The sequence below is a fragment of the Brachybacterium sp. GU-2 genome (assembly GCF_030866705.2).
GTDB classification, from domain to species: domain Bacteria; phylum Actinomycetota; class Actinomycetes; order Actinomycetales; family Dermabacteraceae; genus Brachybacterium; species Brachybacterium conglomeratum.
Genome location: NZ_CP133037.2, coordinates 148,776 through 173,469, shown reverse-complemented (window position 1 = coordinate 173,469; position 24,694 = coordinate 148,776). Strand labels below are relative to the sequence as shown.

Genomic DNA, 24,694 nt, shown 5'->3' with positions numbered 1-24,694 from the left:
GTATCGGTGGAGGGGTCAGGGCTTGAACTCGTGCTCCGTGGCGGAGACGCGCATCGAGGCGTCCTCGCCCGCGGGGCACGTGACCGCACCCGCCTCGAGGCTCTGGCAGACGACGCCGCAGGCCGAGAGCACCGATCCGATGGGGAGCTCCGGCACCTCGTCGGCGAAGTCGCCGTCGGGCCCGAGCGGGTGGTAGCGCGGGTCGCCGAAGGCCGCGAAACCGGCCCCGCTCTCGTCGATCTGGACGGTGTTCGCCAGTTCCATGCCTCCCGGCCCCTCGGCCTCGGCCCCCGCCTCGAAGATGCCGTGGCGTCCGGCGTGACCGCGGTCCTCTCCCTCGGCGGGCACGATCGAACAGACGATGTCCGATCCGGGCACGGCCAAGGCGTACTCGACGCCGCCGGCCGTGGTGAAGGCATGATCTCCCATGCCCACGGCGAAACCGTCCAGCGGGGTGCTACCGACGGGCAGCGCGATCAGGAGTGAGTCCTCCTCTCCTCGCAGCCGACGCCGTCGTCGCTGACCGGCACCAGCTCGACGCGCCCGGTGATGTCGAGGGTGCTCCGGGCCTCCGGGTGGCACGCGGTGCTGCACCGCGCATCGGGGACGGAACGCGCCGCGCCCCGCCTCCCCTAGAATCGGATCCCATGAGCACAGTCCTGTCCGCGGTCGCCTGGCCGTACGCCAACGGTCCCCGCCACATCGGCCACGTCGCCGGCTTCGGCGTCCCCTCCGACGTCTTCTCGCGCTACATGCGGATGGCGGGCCACGACGTGCTCATGGTCTCCGGCACCGACGAGCACGGCACGCCGATCCTCGTCGAGGCCGACAAGGAGGGCATCTCCGCCCGCGAGCTCGCCGACCGCAACAACCGGCTCATCGTCGAGGACCTGGTCGCTCTCGGCCTCTCCTACGACCTGTTCACCCGGACCACGACCCGCAACCACTACCAGGTGGTGCAGGACATGTTCGTCGCCGTGCGGGACAACGGCTACATGATCGAGCAGACCACCTCGGGCGCGATCTCCCCGTCGACCGGCCGCACCCTCCCCGACCGCTACATCGAGGGCACCTGCCCGATCTGCGGCGCAGGCGGCGCGCGCGGCGACCAGTGCGACAACTGCGGCAACCAGCTGGACCCGACGGACCTCATCGACCCGGTCTCCCGCATCAACGGCGAGACCCCGGAGTTCATCGAGACCTCGCACTGGTTCCTCGACCTGCCGGCGCTCGCCGCGGAGCTCGGCCGCTGGCTCGACGAGCGGGAGGCGACCGGGCTGTGGCGCCCGAACGTGATCCGGTTCAGCCAGAACATCCTCGAGGACATCAAGCCCCGTGCGATGACCCGCGACATCGACTGGGGCATCCCGGTCCCGGGCTGGGAGGACCAGCCGAACAAGCGCCTGTACGTCTGGTTCGACGCGGTGATCGGCTATCTCTCCGCCTCGATCGAGTGGGCGCGCCGCTCCGGGGACCCCGAGGCATGGCGCCGCTGGTGGAACGATCCGGGCACCCTCGCCTACTACTTCATGGGCAAGGACAACATCGTCTTCCACTCGCAGATCTGGCCGGCGGAGATGATCGCCCAGAACGGCGAGGGCGACAAGGGCGGGCAGCCCGGCCGCTTCGGCGAGCTGACCCTGCCCACCGAGGTCGTCTCCTCCGAGTTCCTCACGATGGAGGGCAAGAAGTTCTCCTCCTCCAAGGGGATCGTGATCTACGTGCGCGACGTGCTCGAGCGCTACCAGCCCGATGCGCTGCGCTACTTCATCTCCGCCGCGGGCCCCGAGAACCACGATGCGGACTTCACCTGGGTCGACTTCGTCTCCCGCACCAACAACGAGCTGGTCGCCGGCTGGGGCAACCTCGTCAACCGCACTGCCGCGATGATCGCGAAGAACGTCGGGGAGATCCCGGCCGCGGGCGAGCTCGAGGACATCGACACTGCTCTGCTCGACCAGATCCGCACGGGCTTCACGACCGTCGGGAAGCTCATCGAGAGCCACCGCCAGCGCGCCGCGATCGCGGAGGTCATGCGCCTGGTGGGCGAGGCGAACGCCTACGTCTCCCGCACCGAGCCGTTCAAGATGAAGGCCGAGGAGCAGCGTCCGCGCCTGCTCACCGTGCTGCACGTGCTCGCCCAGGCGGTCACCGATCTCAACACGATGCTCGCCCCCTTCCTCCCCCACTCGGCCAACGCCGTGGAGAAGGCGCTCGGCGGGGACCGGGAGATCGCCCCGATTCCCCGCATCGACGAGGTCGAGGACCTCGACGGCGGCCCGGGCTACCCGATCATCACCGGCGACTACACGGCCGTGCCGGCCTGGGAGCATCGCCCGGTGACCGTGGGGCAGACCGTTGTGAAGCCGACCCCGATCTTCGTCAAGCTCGACCCGGCCGTGGCCGAGCAGGAGCTCGAGAAGCTCGAGGCGGAGGCCGCCGACGAGGCCTGATCCCTCCGGCTGCGGAGCGGGAACCCTGACCACGACCGCCCTGTAGTAACACTTTCGGAGGAAAGTGTTACTACAGGGCCTGCTGGCGATCCTCGACGACTACGCGGAGCAGGTCCGCCGCAGCGGCTGAGGGGCAGTCCTCTCCGCCCCCGGAGGTGTACGGTGACCGGCACGTGGACGACGCGTCTGACGCCGAGCCGAGGAGATGGTCCCCATGAGCGCACCCGCGAAGACCCTCAACCCGAAGGTGGTCGGGATCAGCATCGCCGCGGCCGTCGGCGGCTTCCTCTTCGGCTTCGACACCTCGGTGATCAACGGCGCCGTCGGAGCCCTCTCCGCGGAGTTCTCGCTCGGGGCGGGCCTGACCGGCTTCGCCGTCTCCTCCGCGCTGCTCGGCTGCGCCGTGGGCGCCTGGTTCGCGGGCTCTCTCGCCAACCGCTTCGGCCGCATCCCGGTGATGGTCATCGCGGCGATCCTGTTCTTCGTCTCCGCGATCGGATCGGGACTCGCCGTCGGGGTGTGGGACCTGATCGTGTGGCGCGTCGCGGGCGGTCTCGGCGTCGGCGCCGCGAGCGTCATCGCCCCGGCCTACATCGCCGAGGTCGCGCCGGCGAGGTATCGCGGCCGCCTCGGCTCGCTGCAGCAGCTCGCGATCGTGCTGGGCATCTTCGTGGCGCTGCTGTCGAATGCGGTGATCGCGAACACCGCGGGCGGCGCCGCGGAGTCCTACTGGTTCGGGGTCGCCGCCTGGCGCTGGATGTTCATGATCGAGGCCGTGCCCGCCACCGTCTACGGCGTGATGGCCCTGTTCCTGCCCGAGTCCCCGCGCTACCTCATCGGCAAGGGCGAACGGGACAAGGCCTCGAAGGTGCTCTACGATTTCACCGGCGAGCTCGACGTGAACCTCAAGATCGAGCAGATCCGCCGCTCTCTGGAGCGGGAGCAGAAGGAGAGCCTGCGGGACCTGCTCGGGGGCCGCTTCTGGCTGCTGCCGATCGTTTGGCTCGGGATCGCGCTGTCGCTGTTCCAGCAGCTCGTGGGCATCAACGTGATCTTCTACTACTCCACCACCCTGTGGCAGTCGGTCGGCTTCGACGAGTCGCAGGCGTTGCTGACCTCCACCATCACCTCGGTGATGAACATCGTCGCCACGATCATCGCGATCCTGCTGGTGGACCGGGTGGGCCGGCGCGTGATGCTGCTCGTCGGCTCGGCGGGCATGACCGTGTCGCTGGGACTGATGGCACTGGCGTTCTCCTTCGGGGAGACGGCGGCCGGCGCGGAGTCGGTCACGCTGCCCGACCCGTGGTCGACCGTGGCGCTGATCAGTGCCAACGTTTTCGTGATGTTCTTCGGCGTCACCTGGGGCCCGCTGGTCTGGGTGCTGCTGGGCGAGATCTTCCCCAACCGCATCCGCGCCTCCGCCCTCGCGGTCGCAGCCGCGGCCCAGTGGGCCGCGAACTTGGCAGTCTCGGCGACCTTCCCGACCCTGTCGGAGATCGGCCTGAGCTTCGCCTACGGCCTGTACGCGACCTTCGCACTGCTGAGCCTGCTGTTCGTGGCGCGCTGGGTGCCCGAGACGAAGGGCCGCGAGCTGGAGGACATGGACCAGCTGCGCCTGGGACGGCGGGGGTCGGCCGACGACGTCGCCGCCGACGGCTGAGCACAGTCCCGCCGCCCCCGCGCAGGAGGCTCAGCCCTCCAGCACCGCCCGCGCCGCGCGCGCGATGTGCGCAGCGTCGATGCCGGCCCAGTCCAGCAGCTCGGCGGTGGTGCCGGAGCCCGGCACCCCGTCGACCGCGAGGTGCTCGAGGTGCAGATCGGCGAGCGGCTCGGCGGCCAGCGCCGCGAGCACCGCCGCGCCCAGCCCGCCCTCGGGATGGTGGTCCTCGGCCACCACCACGCGCCCTCCGGTCTCGGCGACGGCCGCGCGGATGCCCTCGGCATCGATCGGCTTGACCGAGTACGCGTCGATCACGCGAGCCTGCACGCCCTCCTCGGCCAGCGCCTCGGCCGCGCCGAGCGCCTCGTGCAGCGTCACGCCGGCGCCGATGAGGGTGACCGCGTCGTGCGCGCTGCGGCGCAGGGTCTTGGACCCGCCGACGGGGAACTCCTCCTCGGGGCCGTAGAGCACCGGGTACCCGCCGCGGGTGGTCCGCAGGTAGCTGACGCCGTGCAGGTCCGCCATCGCCGCGACCAGGGCGGCGGTCGAGGTCGCGTCGCTCGGGTACAGCACCGTGGAGCCCTGCGTCGCCGCCATCATGGCGAGGTCCTCCAGGCCCATCTGGGAGGGGCCGTCGGCGCCGATCTCCACCCCGGCGTGCGAGCCGACCAGTCGCAGGTCGGCCCGGGAGACGGGGGCCATGCGGATGAAGTCCGCGGCGCGGCTGAGGAAAGCCGCGAAGGACGAGGCGTAGGCGATGTACCCGCGGGCGGCCAGGCCGGTCGCGGCGGCGACCATCTGCTGCTCGGCGATGAACATCTCGAAGAACCTCTCGGGATGCGCCTGGACGAAGTCGGCGACGCCGGTGGAGTTCGAGACCTCCCCGTCGAGCGCGACCACCCGCGGGTCGGCGTCCGCGAGTGCGACCAGGGCGGGACCGTAGGCCTTGCGGGTGGCGAGCTCCTCCCCCACCTCGAAGGTCGGCAGCTCGACCGGCCCGCGCGACGGGGCGGGGCGCTCGACCTCGGGCGGTCGGGGGCCGCGCGCCTGCACCGAGCGGACGCCGCCGAGCGCGTCGATCGCCTCCTCGGCGCGGTCCTCGGGCATCGGCTTGCCGTGCCAGTCCTCCTCGTCCTCGACCCCGGGGATCCCCTTGCCCTTGACGGTGCGGGCGAGGATCACCAGCGGACGCTCGAGGTCATCGTCGGCACGGGCGAGGGCGGCGTCGATCGCCTCGAGGTCGTGTCCGTCGACGACGACCGCCTCCGCACCGAATGCCTCGACGCGGGCGGCGTAGGTGTCCATGTCCCATCCCAGCGCGGTCTCGCCGCGCTGGCCGAGCCGGTTCACGTCGACGAGGGTCACCAGGTTCGTGAGGCCGTAGTGGGAGGCGGTCGCGAGGGCCTCCCACATCGAGCCCTCGGCGAGCTCGCTGTCGCCGGCGAGCACCCAGACCCGGTACGGGGCCTGCTCGAGCTTCGCGCCAGCCAGAGCGATGCCGACGCCGTCGGGCAGTCCCTGCCCGAGCGAGCCGGTGGCAACGTCGACCCAGGGCAGGACAGGGGTGGGGTGCCCCTCGAACCGCTCGCCGAAGCGTCGGTAGCCTTCCAGCAGCTCCTGCTCGGACACGACGCCGGCCGCCCGGAACACCGAGTACAGCAGGGGCGAGGCGTGTCCCTTCGAGAAGATCAGATGGTCGTTGCCGGGGGCTTCAGGGTCATCCCAGTCGTAGCGCAGGTGGCGCGACATGAGGACGGCCAGCAGGTCGGCGGCGGACAGGCTGGAGGTGGGATGTCCCGAGCCGGCGGCGGTCGAGGAGCGGATCGAGTCGACCCGCAGCTGGGCGGCGAGCTCTCGGACCTGCTCGAGGGAGAGTCCGTCGTGCATGGTCGTGGTCATGGGAGAGTCCTTCCGTGGCGAATCCTGCTGGCCTTCCCACCGTAGGAGCCTGCGCGCCGGGCGGCCAGGGGGCGGCCGACCGTTCGGTCCCGCGCTCAGAGCTCGTGCACGCGCAGCACGACGGCGTGCTCGGTGCCCGCGGCGGCACCGCCCTGACGGAGGATCTCCGGGATGAATTCCTCCGGGACAGGATGGTCGGCGACGTGCGCGAGATAGGCCCCGTGCGCGCGCAGGGAAGCGACCGCGGCGTCGACCTCGCGCTGTCCGACGCACTTGGCGTGGGTGGGAGCGGGGTGCCCGGCCACCGCGAGCGTCCTCGTGCTCCAGGGCGCGAGGTGCTCCTGCTCGGCCAGCTCGCGGAACACCCACGGGTTCGCGGCGTCGCGGCAGGCGTCGACGGCGGCGAGGCCCGCGACCCGGTGATCGGCCTGGTTCAGCCCGCCGTACGCCTCGACCTCGAAGTTCGCGGTGAGCACGAGGTCGGGGCGCACCTGCCGGATCACGCGGGCGATGTCCCGGCGCAGCGCCAGGCCGTGCTCGAGCATCCCGTCGGGGTGGTCGAGATGGCGCAGGTCCTCCACGCCGACCTGTGCGCAGGCGCTGCGCTGCTCCGTCTCCCGCAGCGGCGCGACGATCTCGGGCGGCTCCGCCATCCCGGCCTCGCCGCGGGTCAGCAGCAGATAGGACACCTCCACCCCCGCGGCCGTCCAGGCGGCCACGGCGGCGGAGGCGCCGTACTCCATGTCATCGGGGTGCGCGACGACGCACAGCACGCGCTGAAGTCCGTCCTCGGGCAGCGGAGGAAGGGCGGTGGGAGCATCCATGGCGCCACCCTAGGCGCGCACGAGCTCCCGGTCGAGGGAGGCGCCGAGGCCGGCCTCGAGGTCGCGGACCAGGCGGTTCACGGCCGCGCGCCCGGCACGGTTCGCCCCGATGGTGGAGGCGCCCGGGCCGTGGCCGACGAGGTGGATGCGGGGATCGGCGGCGACGGCGGTGCCGTCCATCGCGATCCCGCCGAGCGGTCCGGTCAGGCCCAGCGGTCGCAGGTGGCGCAGCTCGTGCCGGAACCCGGTGGCCCAGAGGATCGCGTCCACCGGGGTGCGCGTCCCGTCGGCCTCGATCACGCCGCCCGGCACGATCCGGGAGAACATCGGCCGACGGTCCAGGATCCCGCGGCGGGCGGCGCGGCGCAGCGCCGGGGTCCACAGCAGCCCGGTGTGGGAGACGACGCTGCCGACCGGGCGCCCCTCCCGCACCGCGTCCCACACCCCGGCGACGGCCTCGCGTCCGGCCTCCTCGGTGAACTCGTCCTCGCGGAAGATCGGCTCGCGGCGCGTGTACCAGCGAGTTTCGCCCACCTCGGCGATCTCCTGGAGGTGGCCGAGCGCGCTGATCCCACCGCCGACCACCGCGACCCGCTGACCGGCGAACTCGTCGGCGGCGACGTACTCGGCGGTGTGCAGCAGCCGGCCGCGGAACCCCGCCGCACCGGGAACCGCGGGCACGAAGGGCCGGGTCCAGGTGCCGGTCGCGTTCAGCACCGCACGGGTGCGCAGCACGGGCAGCGCCTGGCCGTCCGCGCCGACAGAGTGGATCAGCAGCGGCCCCTGGCGCTCCCCGCACCCGCCGGATCGTCCTCGACGCGGGTGACGCGCACGGGCCGACGAATCTCGAGCCCCGTGCGCGCCTCGAACTCGGCGAAGTAGGCGGGCACCGCGATGTTCGCGGGCACGTCGGCGCCGATCTCCGGGGCCGGGGCGTCGGGCAGCTCGCGGATCCCGTTGACGGTGGCCATGGTGAGGCTGTCCCAGCGGTGACGCCATGCCCCGCCGGGACCGTCCTCGGCGTCGAGCACGACGACGTCATCCATGCCGCGGCGGCGCAGGTGGTAGGCGGCGGAGAGGCCTGCCTGCCCGGCCCCGATCACGACGGCGTCGAGAAGGTCCATGTCCGGCGCAACCCGGCTGCGGCCTGCGGTGTTCCCGGAGGCGAGCAGGCTCACGCCGTGACGGCGCGCGTCTCGGGCAGGACGGCGCGGGCGGCCTCGAGCCCGCGGGAGAGGTCCGCCCAGAGGTCCTCGAGGTCCTCGAGGCCGACGCTGAGGCGCACGGTCCCCTCCCCTACCCCGCAGGCCTCCCGCTGGGCGGGGGTGAGATGGGAGTGCGTGGTGCTCGCCGGATGGCAGACCAGCGACCGGGCATCGCCCAGATTCACGGCGAGGGACCACAGCTCCAGCGCGTCGCAGAAGGCCGCCGCCGCGTCCTCGCCGCCGTGCAGGTCGATCGAGAACACGCCCGAGGTGCCGCGGGGGAAGTCCCGGGCGACGAGATGCCGGTCGGGCCGGCCGGGGAGCGAGGGATGGTGCACCTCGGCCACCTCGCCGGCGGCGGCGAGACGTCCGGCGAGCGCGGTCGCATCGGTGCTGATCTTCCGCAGACGCAGGTCGAGCGTCTCGATGCCGACGAGGATCTGCTGGGCGCTGGTCGCAGGCAGGGTCGCCCCGAGATCGGTGACGTACTTGGCGCGGGCGTAGGCGAGCAGCCCCGAGCCGCCGCGCGCGTACTCGTCGGCGAAGGTGACGCCGAAGCGGCGGTTGCGGGTGGTCAGGCGCTCCCACCGCTCGGGACATCGCCGCGGGTCGAAGCGTCCGGTGTCCACGATCAGGCCCGCGATCGTGGTGCCGTGGCCGCACAGGTACTTCGTGGCGGAGTGGACGACGACGTCGGCGCCGTGGTCGCCGGGACGGTAGAGAGCGGGGCTGGCGAGGGTCGAGTCGACGATCACCGGGACGTCATGGGCGTGCGCGATGGAGGTGAGGGCGTCCAGGTCCAGCAGCTGCGCTCCCGGGTTCGCGATCGACTCGACGATCGCGGCGCGGGTGCGCGGGGTGAACGCCGCCCCCCACGCCTCGAGGTCCCAGGGGTCCGCCACGGTGGTGGTCACGCCGAGATCGGCGAGGGTGTCGTCGAGCAGCTCGGTGGTGCCGCCGTACAGGCGCGAGGAGGCGACGACGTGCCCGCCGGGGGCCGCGAGGGCGCACAGCGCGATCGTCGTCGCGGCCTGTCCGGAGGCGACGGCGATCGCCCCGATCCCGCCCTCGAGCGCCGTGATCCGCTGCTCGAGGACCTCGGTGGTGGGGTTCCCGGAGCGGGAGTAGGCGAAGCCGTCGGCGCGTCGCTCGAACAGGGCGCGCAGGGACGAGTGGTTGGTCTGCGCATAGGCGCTCGAGGCGTAGATCGGTGGGGTGAGGGCGCGGTGCGTGTCTGCCCGCGTCCAACCCGCGTGGATGCCTGCGGTGCTCATGGCGCCTCCCTGCCGTGCTCGATGTCCTTCCTGTGCGATCCATCGTGCGCCGGCGCGGGCGGGCGCGGCGAGAAACGTGACGAAGTGTGGCGCGGAGTCAGCCGCGCCGACTCAATCTCCGCTCACCTGACTGAGCTCCTACCGCTCGTTCCTCGCAGTACGTCGCTCAGACTCCGTCCCTCCTGACTGAGCTCCTACCGCTCGTTCCTCGCAGTACGTCGCTCAGACCCCGTCCCTCTGACTGAGCTCCTACCGCTCGTTCCTCGCAGTACGTCGCTCAGTCGATAGCCCCGATGGGCTCGCGCTTCTCGGCCTGGAACTGGTCCTCGATGCGTCCCAGCGCCCAGTAGGCGGAGATCGAGATCTGCTCGCGGGGGATGCCGGCGTCCTTGACCAGGAGACGACGCAGCTGCTTCGTGATGCCGCGCTCGACGTGGCAGAAGACGTCCAGGCCCTCGTGGTCCGAGAGGTCCAGCGCCGCGACCTCGTCGAGCAGCTGCTCGCGCGCGCCGAGCACCCAGCGCAGCTCGACGCCCTCGGGGTGCTGGAGCTCGAGGCGGTCCTCCTCGTGGTCCAGGTGGATCAGAGCGAGGCCGCGGGCGTCCGGGTCCATCGCCTCGAGGCCGGCGGCGATCGCGGGCAGCGCGGCGTGGTCGCCGATGAGCAGGTGGCTCGTCGCGTCGGCCGCGGGCGACCAGCCGCCGCCGGCGCCGTTCATGGCGATCAGGTCGCCGGGCTGGGCCTCGTCGGCCCAGCGGGCGGCGACGCCGTGGTCGTCCTCGCCGGAATCGCCGTGCAGGACCACGTCGATCTCGATCTGCTGCGCCGCATCGTCCCAGCGGCGCACGGTGTAGGTGCGGCGGGTCGGGAGCAGCTCGGGGCTCTCCGCGCGCAGGGCGTCGAGGTCGTACGGGGGCTGCAGACCGGAGCCGGGGGCGGGAAGGAGGAGCTTCACGTAGGCGTCGGTCTGGTCGTTGCGGTGCAGGGTGGTGAAGCCCTCGCCGCCGAGGGTGAGGCGCAGCAGGCGCGGGGAGATGCGGGTCTTGCCCAGCACCTCGAGCACGGCCTGGGGGCGCGGCGCCCGGGGACGGCGCGCGGCGGGCGCCTCGGCGGACGGGGACTGGGCGGTGGTGGTCTGCATGCCCTCCACATTACGCTACTTCCGTATTACGTAAATCCGTGCCGGGCTCCCGTCGGCGCCTCAAGACGTGCGCCCTGCCCTGTCGCAGCGCGGCCCACTAGGCTGGCGCGCATGAGCACCTCGCCCGCCGCAGAGACGGACGTCGTCGTCGTGGGCTCCGGCCCTAACGGTCTCGCGGCCGCGGTCACCTTGGCCCGGGCCGGGCTCACGGTCCACGTCCTCGAGTCGCAGGAGACGATCGGGGGCGGGGCGCGGACCCTCGACCTGGGCCTCGCGCCCGGCGTGGTCCACGACCTCTGCTCCGCGGTGCACCCCCTCGCGCTCGCCAGCCCCTTCTTCGCGGAGTTCGACCTCGCCGCGCGCGGCGTGCGCGCGATCGCCCCCGAGGCCTCCTACGCGCAGCCGCTCGACGACGCCCCCGCCGCGATCGCCTGGCGGGATGTGGAGCGGACCGCCGACGGCCTCGGCGCCGACGGACCGGCCTGGCGCGCGCTGCTGGGCACGCTCTCCCGCGACCAGGACCTCGTCGTCGAGCTCGCCCTCGGCGACAAGCGCTCGGTGCCCTCCGCGCTGCTGACCGCGCGGACCCTGCGCGCCGCCCCGCTGTTCGGTTCCCTGCTCGCCCTCCAGGGCACCCCGGCCTGGGACCTCCCCTTCCGCACCGAGCGCGCCCGCGGCCTGCTCACCGGGGTGGCGGCGCACGCGATCGGACAGCTTCCCTCCCTCGCGCTCGGCGCCACCGCCTCGCTGCTGGGCACCATCGCGCACGGGGCGGGCTGGCCGATCCCCGTCGGCGGCTCCCAGGCGATCGTCGACGCGCTGGTGGCGGACCTGCGCGCCCACGGCGGGACCGTGACCGCCGGACACCATGTGCAGACCTGGCGGGACGTGCCCCCGGCCCGCGCCGTGCTGCTGGACATCCCCGCACCCGCCGCCGCGGACGTCCTCGCCAACCGGCTCCCCCGCCCCCTCGAGGCGATGCTGCGGAAGGTGCCCCACGGGGACGGCGCCGCCAAGGTCGACTTCGTGCTGTCCGGGCCGGTGCCGTGGCGGGATCCCGACGTCGGCCGTGCCGGGACCCAGCATCTCGGCGGCACCCGGGCCGAGATGGCCCGCACCGAGGCGGAGGTCGCCTCCGGGCGCTTCCCCGACCGTCCTCTCACCCTGGTCAGCGACCCGTCCGTCGTCGATCCCGCACGGATCCGTGGCGGGCTGCGACCGCTGTGGACCTATGCGCATGCACCGGCCGGGGACCGCACCGACCCGTCCGAGCGGGTCACCGCGCAGATCGAGCGCTTCGCCCCCGGCTTCCGCGACCTCGTGGTCGCCTCCCGCGCCGTGCCCGCGGCGGAGATGATCCACCACAACCCCGCCCTCGTCGGCGGTGACATCTCCCAGGGCAGGGTGACGATGGCGCGGATGATCGCGCGGCCCACCCCGCTGCCGGACCCCTACCGCCTGGGCCGCACGGGCTGGTACCTGTGCTCCTCGGCGACGCCTCCGGGGCCGGGCGTGCACGGGATGGCGGGGCTGCACGCAGCCTCGCGCGTGCTGCGGACGGAGTTCGGTATCAGGGAGCTGCCGAGCCTCGCCCCCACCCCCGGGCGAGCACAGGAGCCATCAGTCTGAGGGATCGGATCCCGCATTCTGCTCAGCGGGATGGGATGGACTGCTCACATCGCCCGGTCGCCGCGTTGCACCGTGAACGGGTGAGGCGCAGGATGGCTCACCGTGAATTCTCCGACCCCTCCAGATCCCTCCGTCCAGCCCCCTGAGCGGACGCCCGGCGACGCCGCCGGGATCACCGTGGACCCCGCCGACATGCCTGAGGCGCACAACCCCAGCGGCCGCACCTTCATGGGCCAGCCCGGCCCGCTCGCGAACCTGTTCAGCGTCGAGCTGTGGGAGCGCTTCAGCTTCTACGGAATGCAGGGCATCCTCGCGATCTACATGTACTTCGCCGCGACCGACGGCGGTCTCGGTATCGACGAGGGCACCGCCCTCGGCATCGTCGGCGCCTACGGCGGCTCCGTCTACCTCTTCTCGATCCTCGGTGCGCTGGTCTCCGACCGCCTGCTCGGCCCGGAGAGGACCCTCTTCGGCTCCGCCGTGATGATCATGTTCGGCCATATCGCCCTGGCGCTGGTGCCGGGCGTGGTCGGCCTCGGCCTCGGTCTGCTGCTGGTGGGCGTGGGCTCGGGCGGTCTGAAGTCCACCGCCGCCACGCTGGTCGGCGCGCTGTACACGCGCGACGACCCGCGCCGCGACGCCGGCTTCTCGATCTACTACATGGGCATCAACATCGGCGGCCTCCTCGGTCCGCTGGTGACGGGCATCGCCCAGCAGCAGTGGGGCTTCCACCTCGGCTTCGGCCTCGCCGCGGTCGGCATGGCGATCGGCCTTCTGCAGTACGTGCTGACCCGCAAGGGACTTCCTGCGAGCGTGCACACCGTCCCGGATCCGCTGCCCCGCGCGCAGCGACCCCTGTGGGCCCTGATCGCCGTCGGCGCCGTGGTCCTCGTGGCAGTGCTCGCCGCGACCGGCGTGCTGAACGCCCAGAACCTCGCGACCGTCGTCGCGGCCCTCGCCGTCGTCGGCGCCGTCGTGATCTTCGCGATCCTGCTCGCCTCGAAGAAGCTCGACTCCGACGAGCGCTCCCGCGTGGTCTCCTTCATCCCGCTGTTCATCGGCACGGCCGCATTCTTCGCGCTGTTCCAGCAGCAGTTCACGGTCATCACCCTGTACTCGGACACCCGCCTGGACCGCGAGATCCTGGGTTGGGAGATGCCGATCTCGTGGGTGCAGTCCTTCAACCCGTTCTTCATCATCGTGCTCGCCCCGGTGATGGCGGCGCTGTGGACGAAGCTCGGCACGCGCCAGCCGATCACCCCGCGCAAGTTCGGTGTGGGCATCATCCTGATGGGCTCGGCCTTCCTGCTGTTCCTGCCGATGGCCGCCGTCGTCTCGGTGCCGGTGCTGTGGATCGCCATGATCATGCTGGTGGCGACCGTCGGCGAGCTGTGGCTCTCCCCCGTCGGCCTCTCGCTGGCCACGAAGCTCGCGCCGCGGTCGTACCCGGTGATGATGATGGCGCTGTACAACCTCTCCGTGGCGCTCGGCACCGCGCTCTCCGGCGCGCTCGCGGGCTTCTACTCCGCGGAGAACGAGGTGGGCTACTTCGGCGTGCTCGGCGCCGTGACCATCGCGATCGGCGTGCTCATGCTGCTGGTCGCGAAGCCCGTCGGTCGGGCCATGCGCGGGGTGCGCTGACCGACCCCGCCCTCGCGCGCAGCTCCGGGAGCCGCTCCACCTCCGGGTGGGGCGGCTCCCGTGCTGTCGGGGACGGCCCGCCCGGTCCTCAGCTGTCGAGGACCGGCGGAGGGCGTGCACCGGAGACGGCCAGGGAATCGTCGACGAACGGCGGGAACCGGTCGACGAGGTCACGTGCCCTGGATCCTCCGGGCACCGCACGACATCAGGGCCGGTCGCTCCGGTCCGCCTCCCCGTCGCGGCGCAGCAGGCCGACGAGCGCGAGCATCACCGCCGGGCCGCCGCGGAACACGCCGTCCTCATGGGTGAGCACCCCGCAGTCGGCGAGGTCGCCGAGGTCGTGCATGACGTGCAGCAGCCGCGCGAGGGCGCGGGGCTCGTGCTCCGGAGGCGGCAGCTCCGGACCGGGCGGGAGGCGCAGCCCTTCGTCCCCGCAGGCCACCAGGAGCGCCGCGATGATGTCGGGCATGCCGCGGAACCCGCCGTCCTCGGCGCCGCGGGCCCGACGGCCCAGCAGCGCGGCGGTGATCAGCGCGTGTCCGAACTCGACGAAGCCCTCGGCGTCCTCCGGCGCTGCCGCCGGGACCGGGCCGACGGCGGCGCGGACCCGGCCGTCCGCGAGCTCGAGCCAGCCGCCGTCCAGCAGCGTGGTCCACACCCCGGCCAGCTCCGGCCGGTCCCAGAGGCTGCGGGCGCCGCCGTCGAGGCCGAGGTGCTCGAGCAGCTCCGCGGTGGTCTCCCTCCCCGGTGCGCCGGTCGCGGTCGCGCGCCGCCCCTCGCCGATCACCTCCAGGACGCCCACGGCCCGCCGCACCAGGGGGCAGTCGAGATAGGGGCCGACGCCCTCCTGCTCGGCGAGCTCGCCGAGCGGCTCGCCGTCGTCCTCGAGAGCCGGCAGGAACCAGGGCCAGTCCCGCTCCTCCGCCTCGTCGCGGCGGCGCAGCGCGCGCTCGAGCAGCGGGTCGAAGGGTGTCGAGGGCTGCGCGAGCCGGCCGGTGCCGGAGACGGCCAGGCGCTCCGCGTCGGGCAGGGAGTGGAACCAGTGCAGGTAGTCCGCGAGCGCCTCCTCGTCCTCGAGGTCCACCCCGAGCGAGAGCCCGTGGCCCAGCACGTTGGTGGAGAAGGAGCGGCGGGTGGGATCGTCGGCGGCCTCGAGCGCGGCGAACTCGAGCTCGTGCAGCAGAGCCGGCGCCTCGGCCTCGCGCATCGAGCCGGGCGCCCATCGGCCGGTCTCGACGAGGAAGTCGATCAGGCGGCGCAGCACCGGCACCATGTCCATCAGCTGCTCGCGCGGCTGGACGACGGTGCGGGGCACCACCTCGGTCAGCAGCTCCCGGGTGAGTGCGGCGGTCCACAGCCCCACCTCCGGGCTCCCCAGCCGCTCGGCCTTCAGCCGCAGCAGGGTCTCGAGGGTGCGCACCTCGTCGAGGGCGGGGGCGTCCTCGTCGGTCCGCAGGCGCCAGGCCCCGTACTCGGACAGCACGCGGTCCCGCTCCTCCCGTCCCTGCTCCTGCTGCGCCATTCCCCCAGCATGCCGTCCCACCGCCGGGGATTCCAGCGCTCACAGGCCGCCGCGCCGGAGCGACCCGCGTCCAGCAGCTTCTGCGTACAGGCGCGGTACGCGCTGTTCGTGCGCTGTGCAGGCGATCGTCACCCTCCCGTCGCGGGGGCTCGCGAGAATCCGATGGACCCGCCCGGCCCGGCGGGGGACGATGCATGTGCTCGGTCCACGAGCTCCTCCTGTGCTCCCGGGCCGTCGCACTTCGACGACGACGGGAAGGAGGTGGCGCGATGCCCCAGGTCAGGGTCTACAACCTCGGCTACGACCCGAAGACCGGGATCGGCGAGCTGCTCCACACCACCACGGTGCGCCACGCTTTCGGGATGATCCGCCGCGAGGTCGCCGATCCCGTCGAGCTCACGATGGTCGACCAGCGGATCGTGCCCCTAGCCCTCGAGCTCACCCGCGAGCTGAGCGGCGCCTGGGTCGAGGGGGCGGGGCGCCGCTCCGTCGGCTTCAGCTATCGCGCGGTCCACGAGCGGGACCACTGGACCTGCGCGTACTGCGGCCGCAGCGTCTCGCGCGCGCCGGCGTGCGAGGCGCTGCTGGCCACCGTGGACCACATCCTGCCCGTCTCCCGCGGGGGTCGCTCCTCCTGGACGAACCTCGTCTCGGCGTGCAAGGGGTGCAACAACCGCAAGGCGGACCGCACCCCCGCGGAGGCCGGGATGCCGCTGCGCTTCGCGCCCTACGATCCGGCCGTCTCCTACCGGGTGGGAGGACACGTCGAGGACCTCCCGGTGCTGCTCGGCGCCTGATCAGGGCGTGGCACGGGCCGACGTGACCAGGAACCCACCAGCCGCGACCTGCTGGTATCTCATCTATGAGTTACTGTCGGCGCATGACTGAGACCACGGAGTTCCTCCCCGGATCGGCGCTCTGGTGCGCGACGCGCGCCAGCAGTCCGGTCTCACGCAGGCCCAGCTCGCCACGACCCTCGGCACCAGCCAGAGCGCGATCAACCGCATCGAGAAGGGCCAGCAGAACCTCACCCTGGAGATGATCTCCCGGATCGGCAGGGCACTGGACTCGGAGATCGTGGGCATGGGCACCTCGGGCCCGAGCCATCTGCGCGTGCACGGCGAGACCACGCTCTCCGGCGCGATCGACGTCAAGAGCTCCAAGAACGCCGGCGTCGCGCTGCTGTGCGCCTCGCTGCTGAACACCGGCACCACCGTGCTGCGCAAGGTCGCGCGCATCGAGGAGGTCAACCGACTGCTCGAGGTGCTGACCTCCATCGGTGTGAAGGCCACCTGGCTGAACGAGCTGGGCGACCTCGAGCTGCGCGTCCCCGCGACCCTCGACCTCAGCTCGATCGACGAGGGCGCCGCGCGCCGCACCCGCTCGATCATCATGTTCCTGGGCCCGCTGCTGCACCGCGCGGGGAAGTTCCAGCTCCCCTACGCCGGGGGCTGCGACCTCGGCACTCGCACCGTCGAGCCGCACATGGCGGCGCTGCGCCACTTCGGCCTGGACGTCGTCGCGACCGACCACAACTACCAGGCGACCACCGCCGTCGGCACCGGCCCGACCCGCCCGATCGTGCTCACCGAGCGCGGCGACACCGTCACGGAGAACGCCCTGCTGGCCGCCGCCCTGTACGAGGGCGAGACGATCATCCGCAACGCGAGCCCGAACTACATGGTCCAGGACCTGTGCTTCTTCCTCGAGAAGCTCGGCGTGCGGATCCAGGGCATCGGCACCACCACCCTGGTCGTCCACGGCACCTCCTCGATCTCTACCGACGTCGACTACGCCCCGAGCGAGGACCCGATCGAGGCGATGAGCCTGATCTCCGCCGCGATCGTCACCCGCTCCTCGATCACCGTGCGCCGCGTGCCGATCGAGTTCATGGAGATCGAGCTCGCCCTGCTGGAGGAGATGGGCCTGCGCTACGACCGCTCCGAGGAGTACCTGGCGGAGAACGGCAAGACCCGCCTGGTGGACATCACCACCCATCCCAGCGACCTGCGCGCCCCGGCGGACAAGATCCACCCCATGCCCTTCCCGGGCCTGAACATCGACAATCTGCCCTTCTTCGCCGTGATCGGGGCGACCGCGCAGGGGCAGACGCTGCTGCACGACTGGGTGTACGAGAACCGCGCGATCTACCTCACCGAGCTCACCAAGCTCGGCGCGAACGTGAAGCTCATGGACCCGCATCGCGTCCTCCTCGAGGGACCCACCCGCTGGTCCGGCGCGGAGCTGGTGTGCCCGCCCGCGCTGCGTCCGGCGGTCGTGATCCTGCTGGCGATGCTCGCCGCGAAGGGCACCTCCGTGCTGCGCAACGTCTACGTCATCAACCGCGGCTACGAGGACCTCGCCGAGCGCCTGAACAAGCTCGGCGCGCGCATCGAGACCTTCCGCGACATCTGAGCGGTCCCTCCCGCACCGCCGACTGCCCGGTGGGTCGCGCGGGAGCCAGGTCCCGCCCTGGATAGGATCGAGGGATGACCAGCGAGGAGAAGCGCGCCCGGCCCGTCATCGGCCGGGCCGGCTCGTACGAGAAGGGCGTCGCCCGCCGGCAGGAGATCCTCGAGCAGGCCGCCGAGGTGTTCCGCGCGCGAGGGGCAGACGGCACCTCGCTGCGCCGGATCGCGACGGCGATCGGGGTGTCCCACGCGGCGCTCCTGCACTACTTCGACTCCCGCGAGCAGCTGCTGGTGGCGGTCTACGAGCACGCCGAGGCGAAGCGCGACACCTCGGGCGACGCCGCGGAGTCGGCGGTGGACGTGCTGGTCAAGGCCGCGATGATCAACATCGGCGTGCCCGGCATGGTCGAGCTGTACACGACCCTGGTCGCCTCGGCGCTGGCCGCCGACGGCACGCCCTCGAACGAGTTCTTCACCGACCGCTTCGAGCGCATCCGCACGGAGCTGACCGAGCGCCTGGCCGCAGAGCAGGCCGCCGGAACGGTCCGCGACGATGTCGAGCCCGCCGACATGGCGGCCCTCCTCATCGCGGCCTCCGACGGCCTGCAGATCCAGTGGCTGCTCGAGCCCTCGGTCGAGCTCGAGCGCACCCTGGCGACCTTCTCCGTGCTGCTGGCTCCCCCGGCTGCGTCCTGAGGCTGCCGCGCAGGTCGGGGACGTCGGAGAGCAGGCGCCGGGTGTACTCGGCCTGCGGCGCGAAGATGACCTCCTCCGTCGACCCGCGCAGGAAGTGAACCCCGCCGGACGCGAAACCCTCCATCGGCAGGCGTCACGGTCCGACAACGACCGTGGCCGCAGTCACTGCTAGGTTCGGTCGCACGCGCGACCTTCTCCCGAAACCGGTCCTCAGAGGCGCGCCGACATCTGTGCCCGGGTCATGATCTGTCGCGCCGCGACGTCCGCTCCAGCGAGCAGCGGCGAGGGCACCCCCGGGGCCGCCCCGATCGCCGAGCCCGGCTGGGTGGACTGCGCGGGGATGCCGAGCACCACGACCGCGCGATCGACCTTCCCGTCGGCGGAGACCAGGTTGTGCCCGCCCTCGGCGTCCTCGGCGATCTCCGCGCCGGTCGCCTCCATCGAGTGGGTCGCCACCCCGTTCCACGGTGTGGATCCGGGCGCGGCCGGAGTCGAGCAGGGCACGCAGCAGCGGATCGTCCGTGTCGGGGACCTTCCCCTTGGACATCCGTGTCTCGAGCAGCACCCCGGAGGAGACCTCCCGACCGCTCACGGCGGAGGAGGCGCGGAAGAGCCCCGCGTCCTCGTCGGCCTCGACCGCGGTGCCGGGTCCGAGCAGCTCGACCACCCCTGCCTCCAGCAGCGCCAGCACCAGGCGCGCCCGCTCCGCCGGCGGGCCCGAGGCGAGGGCGAGCGAGTCGCCGTCGAACCATCCCAGCACGTCACGGGCCAGCGAGACGCCCGTGAAGGCGCCGCGGGCGGTGAGGAGACCGACCTGACGCCGCAGCGCCCCCATCGCCCCGTTGACCGCGGCACGGGGGTGGCGCCAGGGATCGGACATGGAGCCGAGCTCGTCGCGGACCAGGCGGCGCACCAGGCGGGCCCAGCCGTCCGGGCCGACCTCCTCGCCGCGGGTGGGCCGATGCAGCTCCTCGAGGGCCCAGGCCCACTCCTCCTCACCGATCGAGGCCTCGAGCACCGCGTCGATCTCCTCGACGGTCGAGGCGGCCTCGAGCCCGGCGAGCCAGTCGCCGCCGACGGCCTGCGGGCGCAGCTCGCCCAGCGCCTCGAGGTAGACGCGGGCGAACTCGCGGCCGAGCACCGGCCACACCTCGTCGGCGAAGTCGATGCCGCCGCGGGCGGCGAGGGCTGCGAACCACTCCGGGCTCGCCCAGCGCGGCACGAAGGGGCGCACGGAGCGCCCGCCCTCGGGCTTGGAGCGGTAAGGGACGCCGCGCCGCGAGCCGACCAGCAGGCGCGGCTCTCGGCCGCTGGGCAGATAGCGCAGACGGCCGTGCGGATCGCCCTCGACGGCCTCGAACGCGCCGCCCCACTCCTCGGCCAGCTGCCCGAGGACGTCGAAGAGGTTCGCGCCGAGCCCGCGCACCAGCACGTCCTGCCCCGCGGGGAGGCCCGTGAAGTCCCGCTCCGCCGGCATGCCGGGCTCGACGTAGCGCAGGCCGTGACGTGCGGCGAAGCCCGCCAGCTCCTCCACCTCGCGGCTCCGCCGCCCCTGCACCATCCCTTGGGCGAGGACGACGGCGGGCGCGCTGAGCCGGCGACCGTCCTCGAGCACGACGGTGCGCTGCGCGCCCGTGCCCTCGAGGGCGACGGCGCGGCCGAGGACCTCGGTGAGCTCGACGGCGCCCGTCCCCGCGGCGGCCTCGAGCTGGTCGCGGTAGTAGACGCCCTGCAGGCGCCGGGTGGGGAAGGTCGCGCCGGTCAGCGCCGACGCCTCCTCCACCACCCATTCCCCCGCCGGGTGCGTGCCCTCGGCCCGGACCCGCCGCGCCCAGTCCACGAGGTCGGGCCCGGGGGCGGGCGGGCCGCTCATGCGGGTCGAGTCGTCGGGATGGACGGTCGTGGCGTCGGCCTGGGTGTTGTTGAGGTACGCCGCCGGCTGGTCGAGGCGCCAGGTCGCGCCGGGTCCGATCGCGAGGGCGTCGAGGAGCGCGACGCGCAACGGCGCGGCCCCTTCGGCGCGGACGCGCGCGACCAGGCGCAGCACGGTGGCGACGCCGCGGGGTCCGCCCCCGACGATCACCGCGTCGAAGTGCTCCGGGCTCATCGGGGCACGGCGGCGACGGCGTCGGCGCGGATCCTGCCGTGCTCGTCGAGCTCGGCGAGGCGCGCGCCGGTGCGGGTGAACCCGGCCGCGTCGACCCGGGGGCGCTCGCGGGTGTGCTCGCGCACTGCGGGCCGGAGCACGTCCGCCGCCACCTCGCCCGACGGGGCCAGGATCGCGTCGAGGAGGTCGTGGGCGGTGCGGGGCGCGATCTCCGGAGGCATATGGAGAGCTTAAGGGTGCCCAAAGGGTCAGTTCTCGCCGTCGGGTTGTGCATCGGCTCACCCCGCCGGGTCGCTCAGCCCGCGAGCCACTGCGGCTCCACGAGCGCGGGCGCCCCGAAGAGCAGCAGCCGGTTGCACTCCTCCTCGAGCGCCCGCTCGACGACCATCCGGCCGAGCTTCTCGAAGTCGAGGTCGACCGCGGAGCCCTGCGGAAACTCCTCGGGCTTGGCGATCGCGACGAAGGGAGCCCGGACTCGATCACGGGCGCGAGGCGCTCGTCGATGCGGTCCGGCTCCATCAGGATCAGGCCCTCGCGCACCCCGTTGCTCGTCACGCGGCGGATCCCGTCCATGACCTGCGATGAGACGCTCTCGTGCTCTCGCCCACCTGCCGTCTTCGGAAGACCCCCGGTGATGGTCCGCGTCGGGCCCCGCGGTGCTAGCGTGCCGGGGTGACCGCTTCGGAACCCCGCTCCCCTGCCTCGCCCACCGCCTCCTCCCCGGAGGATCCCGGCGCACGGATCGGGTTCGATCGCGAGAAGTACATCGAGCTGCAGTCCCGCCACATCCAGCAGCGCCGCGAGGAGATCGGCGGGAAGCTCTACCTCGAGATGGGTGGCAAGCTCTTCGACGACCACCACGCCTCACGGGTGCTGCCCGGCTTCACGCCGGACAACAAGATCGCGATGCTCGAGCGGCTGCGGGACGAGCTCGAGATCCTCGTGTGCCTGAACGCGAAGGACCTCGAGCGCCAGAAGGTCCGTGCGGATCTGGGCATCACCTACGAGGACGACGTGCTGCGGCTGATCGACGTCTTCCGCGAGCGGGGCTTCCTGGTCGAGAACGTGGTCCTCACCCAGCTCGAGGAGAAGAACCACATCGCCCACGCGTTCATCGAGCGCCTGCAGCGCCTGGGCCTCACCGTCGCACGCCACGGGGTGATCCCCGGCTATCCGCAGGACACGGCGCGGATCGTCTCGGAGCAGGGCTTCGGCGCGAACGAGTACACGATCACCAGCCGCGACCTCATCGTGGTCACCGCGCCCGGACCGGGCTCGGGCAAGCTCGCCACCTGCCTCTCGCAGATCTACCACGACCACCAGCGCGGCATCCCCTCGGGCTACGCGAAGTTCGAGACCTTCCCGATCTGGGACCTGCCGCTCGAGCACCCGGTGAACCTCGCCTACGAGTCGGCGACGGCGGATCTCGACGACCTGAATCTCATCGACCCCTTCCATCTCCCCGCCTACGGCACCCAGGTCACGAGCTACAACCGGGACGTCGAGGTCTTCCCGCTGCTGCGCACCCTGCTCGAGAAGCTCACGGGCTCCTCCCCCTACGCCTCCCCCACCGACATGGGCGTGAACCTCGCCGGGTCCTGCATCACGGCCGACGAGGTCTGCCGGGAGGCGGCGCGCCAGGAGATCATCCGCCGCTACTACAAGGCGCTGATGCACGAGCGGATCCAGGACGAGGACGACGTCGTCTCGCAGCGGATCGGGATGGTGATGTCGAAGGCGGGCTGCTCGCCGAGCGACCGCTCGGTCGTCGAGCCGGCGCTCGCGGTCGAGGCGCGCACCGGCGAGCCGGGTGCAGCGATCGAGCTGGCCGACGGCACGATCGTTTCCGGCAAGACCTCTGCCCTGCTCGGCTGCTCGGCGGCGATGCTGCTGAACGCCCTGAAGCATCTGGCGGGGCTGGACGATGCGGTGCAGCTGCTCTCCCCCTCCTCGATCGAGCCGATCCAGACCCTGAAGACCGAGCACCTCGGCTCGCGCAATCCCCGCCTGCACACCGATGAGGTGCTGATCGCCCTGTCGGTCTCCGCCTCGAGCGACGAGAACGCCCGGCAGGCCATCGACCAGCTGCGCAGCCTGGCCGGCTGCGACGTGCACACGACGACGATCCTCGGGACGGTGGACGAGGGCATCTTCCGCAACCTCGGCATCTCGGTGACCTCCGAGCCGCGCTTCCTGCGCAAGGCGCTCTACCACAAGCGCTGAGCGCCTTGTCGCCCCCTCTCGCCCCTTGCGCCGCATCGGGCGAATCGGTCCAATGGTGATCGGCCCCACTCGGACAGTCGTCCATCACGAGGGTGGGCTCGGGGCGGGGCCGTGCACGTCGATTCGAGGGGGATCACCATGCACGCCGTCCGCCGCACACTCTCCCCCGCCAACTACTCCGACCAGGAGGGCTTCTTCAGCTGCGGCCCGACGGCCGCGAGCGCCCTGGCCTGCCAGGTCGAGGCCGAGAACCTCGTCTACTGCATCACGAACGCCCCGGGCCGCAACGCGATCAGCTTCGCCTCGGACAAGGCCGCGGAGGATGCCGGGACGATGCCCGCGAACGAGGACGCCCTGCCTCTCCAGGTGACGCTGCCCGGAGGCGTGACCTGCCAGCCGATCTCCCACGATCACGACCAGCACTTCGAGGACATGTTCAGTCGGTACTCCTGCGACGACGGCTCCGAGCTGCTGACCGACGAGGACATCACCAACACCTTCGCCGTCGAGGGAGAGACCTGGACGGTGCAGCGGTCCGTCGACAAGGGCGCTCCCGAGGAGGTCGTCGCCGCGACGGTCACCTTCGCCGGGACCTGACCGTTCACCGCCGGCTCCGGGGAGGGTCTGCTGGCGTCCGCGCGTGCCCAGCCCGCCTATTCGGCGAGACTCTCCGGGCTGGTCACCGAGCTCGGCGTGACGGTCGTGATCGTCGATCCGCCGCGGACCTCTCCACGTCGGAGGTGCCGTGCTGAGCCTCTCCGGCAGCGAGGACGGACTGTCCACGCCGGAGAAGATCGCCGAGCACCGCGACGCCCTGCCGGGCAGAGCCGAGATGGTCGAGATCGCCGGGGCGAGCCATGCGAGCTTCGGGGACTACGGGCCGCAGAGCGGCGACGGCACGGCGACCATCGACGACGCCGAGATGGACGCCGCGGTCGAGGACGCCGTCGCGGAGCTCCTCGGCTCGATGCCCTGACCTCGGCGCACGCGCTCTCCGGTCAGGGCAGCTCGATCAGAGCCTGGACCGGGGCGTGGTCGGAGGGGTAGGCACCGGACGCGTCGCGCCACACGTTGATCGCCGCCTTGGTGGTGACCAGGCCGTCGGTGGTAAGCACCCAGTCGATGCGGTCGCCGTCCTCGACCGGGTCCTCGTAGCCGGGGAAGGTCCCCCACGCCGGGGTGACGCGCTGCGCTGCGGAGTCCCAGGTGTCGACCGTCGGCCCGTCGGTGACCAGCGTCGTGTAGGCGCCGGAGTCGTGGGCATGGGAGTTGAAGTCGCCGGTGACGATGGTGGAGAGCCCGTCGAGCTCGCCGCCCTGGAAGAGATCGATCATCGCGTCGGCGCTGCGGATCCGAGCCGGCTCGCTCCGATGGTCGAAGTGGGTGTTGATCATCGCGAACTCGGCGCCGGAGGCGAGATCGCGCATCCGCGCCCAGACCACGATGCGGGTGACGGTGTTGCCCCAGGTGGCCGAGCCGATCACCTCGGGGGTGTCGGAGAGCCAGAACTGGTCCCACTGCAGCACCTCGAGGCGGGTGCTGTCGTAGAAGATCGCGGAGTACTCGCCGGCGCTGCCGCCCTCGCGGCCGTAGCCGATGCTGCGGTGGCGCGGCAGGGCGGACTCGATCGCGGTCAGCTGCCCGTACAGCGCCTCCTGGATGCCGAGCAGGGTGGGCTTCTCCCGCTCGAGCAGCTCGATCAGCAGCGGCCGACGGGTCGGCCAGTGGTCGGGGTCGCCCTCGACGGTGCCGCCGCCCGAGGAGCGGTCGTAGCGGATGTTGAAGCTCATCACGTGGAGCTCGTCGCGCTTTGCGCGGCCGATCAGCGCTCGGGAGGGGTTCTGCGCGGGTGCGGCGCCCGCCGGGGCGGCGGCCGCGGCGAGGGCGGCGCCCCCGGCGGCGCCGAGGCCGGTGAGGACGGTGCGACGGGCGGGGGCGACGGCCATGGGGCTCTCCTGGGCTCGGGGTCGGGACCGCGACCGACCGTAACGCCGAACTCAGAGGTG

19 protein-coding genes and 1 pseudogene are annotated in these 24,694 nt (G+C 72.3%); 10 read left to right on the top strand and 10 right to left on the bottom strand.

The genetic code is table 11. The features are described 5' to 3' along the window. Positions 1–15 precede the first annotated feature (15 nt). Positions 16–429: a hypothetical protein gene (locus RBL05_RS00840; RefSeq protein WP_308740951.1), complete on the bottom strand. Its 414-nt coding sequence runs from the start codon at positions 427–429 to the stop codon at positions 16–18. Positions 430–647: 218 nt separating this feature from the next. On the opposite strand from RBL05_RS00840, the gene metG reads away from it, so the two are divergent. Both metG and RBL05_RS00830 read left to right on the top strand, forming a co-directional pair. Next, complete coding sequence (gene metG / locus RBL05_RS00835) at positions 648–2,453, top strand: methionine--tRNA ligase (protein WP_308740952.1); 1,806 nt, start codon at positions 648–650, stop codon at positions 2,451–2,453. Between the two features lie 205 nt (positions 2,454–2,658). Beyond that, positions 2,659–4,116: a sugar porter family MFS transporter gene (locus RBL05_RS00830; RefSeq protein ID WP_308740953.1), complete on the top strand. Its 1,458-nt coding sequence runs from the start codon at positions 2,659–2,661 to the stop codon at positions 4,114–4,116. A 30-nt stretch (positions 4,117–4,146) separates the two neighbouring features. Here the strand turns inward: RBL05_RS00830 and RBL05_RS00825 are convergent, their stop codons facing one another. The 5 genes and pseudogenes from RBL05_RS00825 to RBL05_RS00800 form a co-directional block, all read right to left on the bottom strand. Beyond that, entirely contained in the window at positions 4,147–6,015 is a 1,869-nt protein-coding gene (locus RBL05_RS00825; protein WP_308740954.1) for a transketolase, read from the bottom strand. 95 nt (positions 6,016–6,110) lie between these two features. Continuing rightward, positions 6,111–6,839 carry a PIG-L deacetylase family protein gene (locus RBL05_RS00820; protein WP_308740955.1) on the bottom strand — a complete coding sequence of 243 codons (729 nt, stop codon included), beginning with the start codon at positions 6,837–6,839 and terminating at the stop codon, positions 6,111–6,113. 9 nt (positions 6,840–6,848) lie between these two features. Continuing rightward, a pseudogene (locus RBL05_RS00815) lies at positions 6,849–7,963 on the bottom strand (FAD-dependent oxidoreductase). A 50-nt stretch (positions 7,964–8,013) separates the two neighbouring features. Then, entirely contained in the window at positions 8,014–9,318 is a 1,305-nt protein-coding gene (locus RBL05_RS00805; RefSeq protein ID WP_318603947.1) for an O-acetylhomoserine aminocarboxypropyltransferase/cysteine synthase family protein, read from the bottom strand. A gap of 277 nt (positions 9,319–9,595) precedes the next feature. Then, positions 9,596–10,459, bottom strand: a complete 864-nt coding sequence (locus RBL05_RS00800; protein ID WP_308740957.1) for a siderophore-interacting protein — start codon at positions 10,457–10,459, stop codon at positions 9,596–9,598. A gap of 111 nt (positions 10,460–10,570) precedes the next feature. On the opposite strand from RBL05_RS00800, the gene RBL05_RS00795 reads away from it, so the two are divergent. Then, positions 10,571–12,088, top strand: coding sequence for a phytoene desaturase family protein (locus RBL05_RS00795; protein ID WP_308740958.1), 1,518 nt, complete (start codon positions 10,571–10,573; stop codon positions 12,086–12,088). A 192-nt stretch (positions 12,089–12,280) separates the two neighbouring features. Next, complete coding sequence (locus RBL05_RS00790) at positions 12,281–13,729, top strand: peptide MFS transporter (protein WP_308741149.1); 1,449 nt, start codon at positions 12,281–12,283, stop codon at positions 13,727–13,729. Positions 13,730–13,934: 205 nt separating this feature from the next. Here the strand turns inward: RBL05_RS00790 and RBL05_RS00785 are convergent, their stop codons facing one another. Continuing rightward, positions 13,935–15,251 carry a hypothetical protein gene (locus RBL05_RS00785; RefSeq protein WP_308740959.1) on the bottom strand — a complete coding sequence of 439 codons (1,317 nt, stop codon included), beginning with the start codon at positions 15,249–15,251 and terminating at the stop codon, positions 13,935–13,937. Between the two features lie 269 nt (positions 15,252–15,520). Between RBL05_RS00785 and RBL05_RS00780 the strand changes: the two genes are divergently transcribed. The 3 genes from RBL05_RS00780 (at position 15,521) to RBL05_RS00770 (ending at position 18,358) form a co-directional block, all read left to right on the top strand. After that, positions 15,521–16,048, top strand: coding sequence for an HNH endonuclease (locus tag RBL05_RS00780; protein ID WP_308740960.1), 528 nt, complete (start codon positions 15,521–15,523; stop codon positions 16,046–16,048). 124 nt (positions 16,049–16,172) lie between these two features. Beyond that, complete coding sequence (locus tag RBL05_RS00775; protein ID WP_318603946.1) at positions 16,173–17,666, top strand: UDP-N-acetylglucosamine 1-carboxyvinyltransferase; 1,494 nt, start codon at positions 16,173–16,175, stop codon at positions 17,664–17,666. 74 nt (positions 17,667–17,740) lie between these two features. Continuing rightward, entirely contained in the window at positions 17,741–18,358 is a 618-nt protein-coding gene (locus RBL05_RS00770; RefSeq protein WP_308740961.1) for a TetR/AcrR family transcriptional regulator, read from the top strand. A gap of 133 nt (positions 18,359–18,491) precedes the next feature. Here RBL05_RS00770 and RBL05_RS00765 read toward each other — a convergent pair whose 3' ends face one another. Beyond that, on the bottom strand, positions 18,492–20,465 hold the full coding sequence (locus RBL05_RS00765; protein ID WP_308740962.1) for an FAD/NAD(P)-binding protein: 1,974 nt from the start codon (positions 20,463–20,465) through the stop codon (positions 18,492–18,494). Then, entirely contained in the window at positions 20,462–20,686 is a 225-nt protein-coding gene (locus tag RBL05_RS00760) for a hypothetical protein (RefSeq protein ID WP_308740963.1), read from the bottom strand. The genes RBL05_RS00765 and RBL05_RS00760 overlap by 4 nt, the downstream gene beginning before the upstream one ends. Positions 20,687–21,137: 451 nt before the next feature. Here RBL05_RS00760 and RBL05_RS00755 point away from each other — a divergent pair, with 451 nt between their 5' ends. The 3 genes from RBL05_RS00755 (at position 21,138) to RBL05_RS00745 (ending at position 23,664) form a co-directional block, all read left to right on the top strand. After that, positions 21,138–22,688, top strand: coding sequence for a DUF1846 domain-containing protein (locus tag RBL05_RS00755; protein WP_308740964.1), 1,551 nt, complete (start codon positions 21,138–21,140; stop codon positions 22,686–22,688). Between the two features lie 138 nt (positions 22,689–22,826). Next, entirely contained in the window at positions 22,827–23,285 is a 459-nt protein-coding gene (locus RBL05_RS00750) for a hypothetical protein (RefSeq protein WP_308740965.1), read from the top strand. A 148-nt stretch (positions 23,286–23,433) separates the two neighbouring features. Further along, entirely contained in the window at positions 23,434–23,664 is a 231-nt protein-coding gene (locus RBL05_RS00745) for an alpha/beta hydrolase (protein WP_308740966.1), read from the top strand. 22 nt (positions 23,665–23,686) lie between these two features. Here RBL05_RS00745 and RBL05_RS00740 read toward each other — a convergent pair whose 3' ends face one another. Then, on the bottom strand, positions 23,687–24,634 hold the full coding sequence (locus RBL05_RS00740; RefSeq protein ID WP_308740967.1) for an endonuclease/exonuclease/phosphatase family protein: 948 nt from the start codon (positions 24,632–24,634) through the stop codon (positions 23,687–23,689). Positions 24,635–24,694 lie beyond the last annotated feature (60 nt).

Bases quoted from the DNA above. Each gene is read 5' to 3' on its own strand.
- RBL05_RS00790 (WP_308741149.1), top strand. From the start codon at position 12,281: ATGCCTGAGGCGCACAACCCCAGCGGCCGCACCTTCATGGGCCAGCCC.
- RBL05_RS00760 (WP_308740963.1), bottom strand. From the start codon at position 20,686: ATGCCTCCGGAGATCGCGCCCCGCACCGCCCACGACCTCCTCGACGCG.
- metG (WP_308740952.1), top strand. From the start codon at position 648: ATGAGCACAGTCCTGTCCGCGGTCGCCTGGCCGTACGCCAACGGTCCC.
- RBL05_RS00800 (WP_308740957.1), bottom strand. From the start codon at position 10,459: ATGCAGACCACCACCGCCCAGTCCCCGTCCGCCGAGGCGCCCGCCGCG.
- RBL05_RS00840 (WP_308740951.1), bottom strand. From the start codon at position 429: ATGGGAGATCATGCCTTCACCACGGCCGGCGGCGTCGAGTACGCCTTG.
- RBL05_RS00785 (WP_308740959.1), bottom strand. From the start codon at position 15,251: ATGGCGCAGCAGGAGCAGGGACGGGAGGAGCGGGACCGCGTGCTGTCC.
- RBL05_RS00765 (WP_308740962.1), bottom strand. From the start codon at position 20,465: ATGAGCCCGGAGCACTTCGACGCGGTGATCGTCGGGGGCGGACCCCGC.
- RBL05_RS00770 (WP_308740961.1), top strand. From the start codon at position 17,741: ATGACCAGCGAGGAGAAGCGCGCCCGGCCCGTCATCGGCCGGGCCGGC.
- RBL05_RS00805 (WP_318603947.1), bottom strand. From the start codon at position 9,318: ATGAGCACCGCAGGCATCCACGCGGGTTGGACGCGGGCAGACACGCAC.
- RBL05_RS00820 (WP_308740955.1), bottom strand. From the start codon at position 6,839: ATGGATGCTCCCACCGCCCTTCCTCCGCTGCCCGAGGACGGACTTCAG.
- RBL05_RS00825 (WP_308740954.1), bottom strand. From the start codon at position 6,015: ATGACCACGACCATGCACGACGGACTCTCCCTCGAGCAGGTCCGAGAG.
- RBL05_RS00830 (WP_308740953.1), top strand. From the start codon at position 2,659: ATGGTCCCCATGAGCGCACCCGCGAAGACCCTCAACCCGAAGGTGGTC.
- RBL05_RS00750 (WP_308740965.1), top strand. From the start codon at position 22,827: ATGCACGCCGTCCGCCGCACACTCTCCCCCGCCAACTACTCCGACCAG.
- RBL05_RS00780 (WP_308740960.1), top strand. From the start codon at position 15,521: ATGCCCCAGGTCAGGGTCTACAACCTCGGCTACGACCCGAAGACCGGG.
- RBL05_RS00740 (WP_308740967.1), bottom strand. From the start codon at position 24,634: ATGGCCGTCGCCCCCGCCCGTCGCACCGTCCTCACCGGCCTCGGCGCC.
- RBL05_RS00795 (WP_308740958.1), top strand. From the start codon at position 10,571: ATGAGCACCTCGCCCGCCGCAGAGACGGACGTCGTCGTCGTGGGCTCC.